Here is a 3770-nt window from a genome sequence, read left to right as displayed (position 1 = left end):
CTTATACTCAGTACATCCTCTACATTTTGATAAGACTTTCCATAAAGGTGATTGTCCTTATAGGTATGAATTTCAGAGTAAATCTCTTTCATGAAATTAAATACGTCTTCGTCTTCTATGGATGAATCAGATGGCCAATATAAGATTTCCATCGGTGTATTCTCCTTGGTAGCAAGCGATTTCCTGCTATATGATATAGAAGAAGCATGCTTGAACCCTTCCCTTTTATAAAACCGTAGTCGTTTTAATGTATCATCATCATGTTCTTGCACAGGCTCGACTTCAAGTAATATTGTTTTTTGCCTATTTTGCAACTTTTGAATCAATTTTCTTCCTAACCCCTGCCCCCTTGATTTCTTGGAAACAAATAGGTAATCAATGAAAATAAACTCATCCCCTTCCACATATAATAAAACATGGTCAGGACCTTCATCTTTTTTGTAAATTTCCTGCTTATCCGTTAAAAGAATTTCTATATGCTCTTTTGACTTCATTTCTTCAATTGGAAAATACTGATTTAACTTTTCATACCAATTCATAATTTAATCTCCTCTTTTACTACTTTTTACTTTCCACAATTTTTCTTATCCACTACAATAGAACTTAAATAACTTGAAAATATTAGGAGGGTTAGGATGATTAGTTATTTTACAGACCTGATTTTGGTCGCGGTTTGCGTAATTGGCATTACAGCCGTGAATGGCGTAGTGACGAATGGGATCGGCGAAAAATGGTTTGGCGGTAAACGTCACTCTCATATTTTCGATCAATCAAAGCGAATTCAGTCAGGATGGAATCAAGTTGGTGGAAATAAGAAACGGTAATTCCTACAGAAATTGGATGACCGAAAGCTATTCCCTAACGGTCATCCATTTTTCACGGCGTATAATCTACCCCTTTGGTATACCGATTCGCTGCATTCCATAATAAAAATTCATCAATTCCATTTTCATTTAAAGCTTTAATTTGGGCTTCCACTTCTTCCTTACCATACTTTTGATAATTCCCCGCCCCTAAATAAGAAGCTGTAAAGTCTTGTAGCCAAGGTCTGGAAGTCGGTGGTGCTTCCAGTTCTTTCAGCTTCCTATTCTCCAATTTGGCATATTCCTTAACAAGGTCATAAGGCTCCAAATCAGGTTTCTCGATACCGAAATAAGATGTCCAATGACTTGGATATATCATCGAGGAAATGACATCAACATTTTCAGATATTTTGGTAAAATTTTGACCAATTCCCGGAGCTTCCGGTAACGTAGCGGCATAGCCAAAAATATCCACTGATACATCCACTCCGTATGGTTCTAGTTGTTTCTTCGCATAACTGACGAAATCCGTTACTGCCTGTACCCTTTTTGCAGTATGACTTATTTTTGCTTCATCATAGTCACCCATATTATATTTCAATTCGTCTTCTTTTTTTTCAAACCCTTCCGGAAAACGGACATAGTCGAACTGAATTTCTTTGAATCCCATCTTTGCCGCTTCAATAGCTATTCCAACATTATAATCCCATACCTCTTTCATGAATGGGTTAACGAAAGATTCTCCACGACCATTTTCCCATACCTTTTTTCCATCTAAAAATGACCATTCCGGCTTCTCTTTTGCGAGAAGGGTATCTTTGAACACAACCACCCTAGCAATCGGATAAATCTGTTTATCCTCCATTTTTCCCAGCATTTCCTTAGGATTTTTTATATGGTCTTTACCAATCCCAGCATAAGGAGAATCAGGATCTTCTGACTTATACGTAACGTTTCCCCAGTCATCCTTAATATCAATGACCATCGCATTCAAATCGGTTTCATCTACATATTTAATAAGTTCGTTGAATTTGTTGCCGCCCGCTGCAGGTCCAGTCACATAAATTCCGCGCACAGCATCCGGATAGTCAAACTTCAAACCCGAATCAAATACAAAACGCGGGGCTCTCTCAGGCAGTTCTTTACTTTCAAGTGCTACATATCTAGTCTCGTTCATACTTTCTGCATGAACAGGCTGTTGAATCAGGAACATACACATCCCTGTCATCAACCATTTAGTCATTGGTTTCATTTCTCCACCTCATTCGCCATCAGTCTTCAATTTTATTTTACAAATACAACAGACCCCTTTCTTTAATACCACAACGATTGAACTTTACTCCTATATCTAGTTAATTAATAAAAAAACTTTGGGTTTTAGTCTCAAAAAAGGCAATAAAACCTATGTGTACCTTGAATTACGTTGTCACACACGATAATTTTGTTCGAAACGTATTACCTTGTATCCTTCCCCAAAATCGTCTACACATTGAAAAATAAAAAACAATCTCACATTTTTGAAATCGTCTTATATAATTCAGAATGGTTATAGGAGGAAATAAAATTTCCTTTCACGGGCTCGATAATAGTCTTTATGCTTTTTCGATTATACATTTAATATGAATAAATGCTAAAATACATTTATAGTGGACAATTCGTATTTCTGGAATGACGTCGATACAAGAAGTGATCACTTCAAAACGGCCCCTCCACGAGRTATAAATGAGCGCTTTCCTATCTTAAATAAGGCGCCAGTTACTTTCAAAAAAAGTGGCTTCATTTTCTATTTATCCTTTACAATAATGAAGAGCGAATATCCATTTACTTAATAAACGTATTTAGAGGAGTGACTAGCAGTTGAAAAGGATTTTCTCCGGCATTCAGCCATCCGGTTCCGTTACTTTAGGGAATTATATCGGAGCAATGAAACAATTTGTTAACTTACAAAATGAATATGATTGTTTCTTTTGTATCGTTGACCAGCATGCAATTACAGTTCCACAAGATCGTCTTAAATTAAGAAAAAACATTAAAACATTAGCCGCTTTATATTTGGCTATTGGCCTCGATCCGGAAAAGAATACAATCTTTATTCAATCAGAGGTACCTGCGCATGCTCAAGCAGGCTGGATATTACAAAGTATCTCTTATATTGGCGAACTTGAGCGTATGACTCAATTTAAAGACAAATCAGCCGGTAAAGAAGGGGTTTCTTCAGCACTGCTGACCTATCCTCCGCTGATGGCTGCCGATATTCTTCTTTATAGTACAGATGTTGTTCCTGTCGGCGAAGATCAAAGACAGCATCTTGAATTAACACGTGATTTAGCTGAACGATTCAATAATAAGTACAACGAGATTTTCAAGATTCCGGAAATCAGCCTTCCGACGGCAGGGGCGCGTATAATGTCGCTTCAAGAACCATCTAAGAAAATGAGTAAATCAGATTCTAACAAAAAGGCTACGATTGCCCTATTAGATGATCCAAAGCAAATCGAAAAAAACATCAAGAGCGCGGTTACCGATTCCGAGGGTATTGTCCGTTATGATAAGGAAAACAAAGCTGGGGTTTCCAACTTAATGTCGATTTACTCCATCTTTAGCGGGAAAACCTACCCCGAAATTGAAGAATTATACGTAGGGAAGGGTTACGGAGACTTTAAGAGTGATTTAGCTGAAGTGGTACTTGGAGAAATCTTACCAATCCAAGAGCGCTATTACAAATTAATTGATTCTCCTGAATTGGATGAAATTCTTGACCGTGGTGCAGAAAAAGCGAACATTGAAGCGAATAAAATGATCAGAAAAATGTATAACGGTATGGGGCTTGGCAGAAAAAGATAAAAGAAAAAGACGATCCTAATCGGATCGTCTCAGACTGTAGACAAACTCGATGAAAATCGAGTTTGTCTACAGTTTTTTTGAGGGGTTGTAAAAATTCGAACGTTGATTTCCACTCCAGGCACT

The 3770-nt window shown here is 37.3% G+C and carries 4 protein-coding genes; 2 read left to right on the top strand and 2 right to left on the bottom strand.

Going from position 1 to position 3770, the window contains the following annotated elements:
- A partial coding sequence (locus tag AC1DUW_RS23285; protein WP_477643567.1) for a GNAT family N-acetyltransferase occupies positions 1-539 on the bottom strand: 539 nt, incomplete at its 3' end.
- Between the two features lie 96 nt (positions 540-635).
- On the opposite strand from AC1DUW_RS23285, the gene AC1DUW_RS23280 reads away from it, so the two are divergent.
- On the top strand, positions 636-824 hold the full coding sequence (locus tag AC1DUW_RS23280; protein ID WP_053344998.1) for a hypothetical protein: 189 nt from the start codon (positions 636-638) through the stop codon (positions 822-824).
- A gap of 52 nt (positions 825-876) precedes the next feature.
- Here AC1DUW_RS23280 and AC1DUW_RS23275 read toward each other — a convergent pair whose 3' ends face one another.
- Entirely contained in the window at positions 877-2016 is a 1140-nt protein-coding gene (locus AC1DUW_RS23275) for a putative glycoside hydrolase (protein ID WP_236694993.1), read from the bottom strand.
- Positions 2017-2660: 644 nt separating this feature from the next.
- Between AC1DUW_RS23275 and trpS the strand changes: the two genes are divergently transcribed.
- Complete coding sequence (gene trpS, locus AC1DUW_RS23270) at positions 2661-3647, top strand: tryptophan--tRNA ligase (RefSeq protein ID WP_053344997.1); 987 nt, start codon at positions 2661-2663, stop codon at positions 3645-3647.
- Positions 3648-3770: the final 123 nt, after the last annotated feature.

It is taken from the genome of Peribacillus sp. P4_C12, from assembly GCF_056402095.1.
This window is presented reverse-complemented; position numbering and strand designations above follow the sequence as displayed.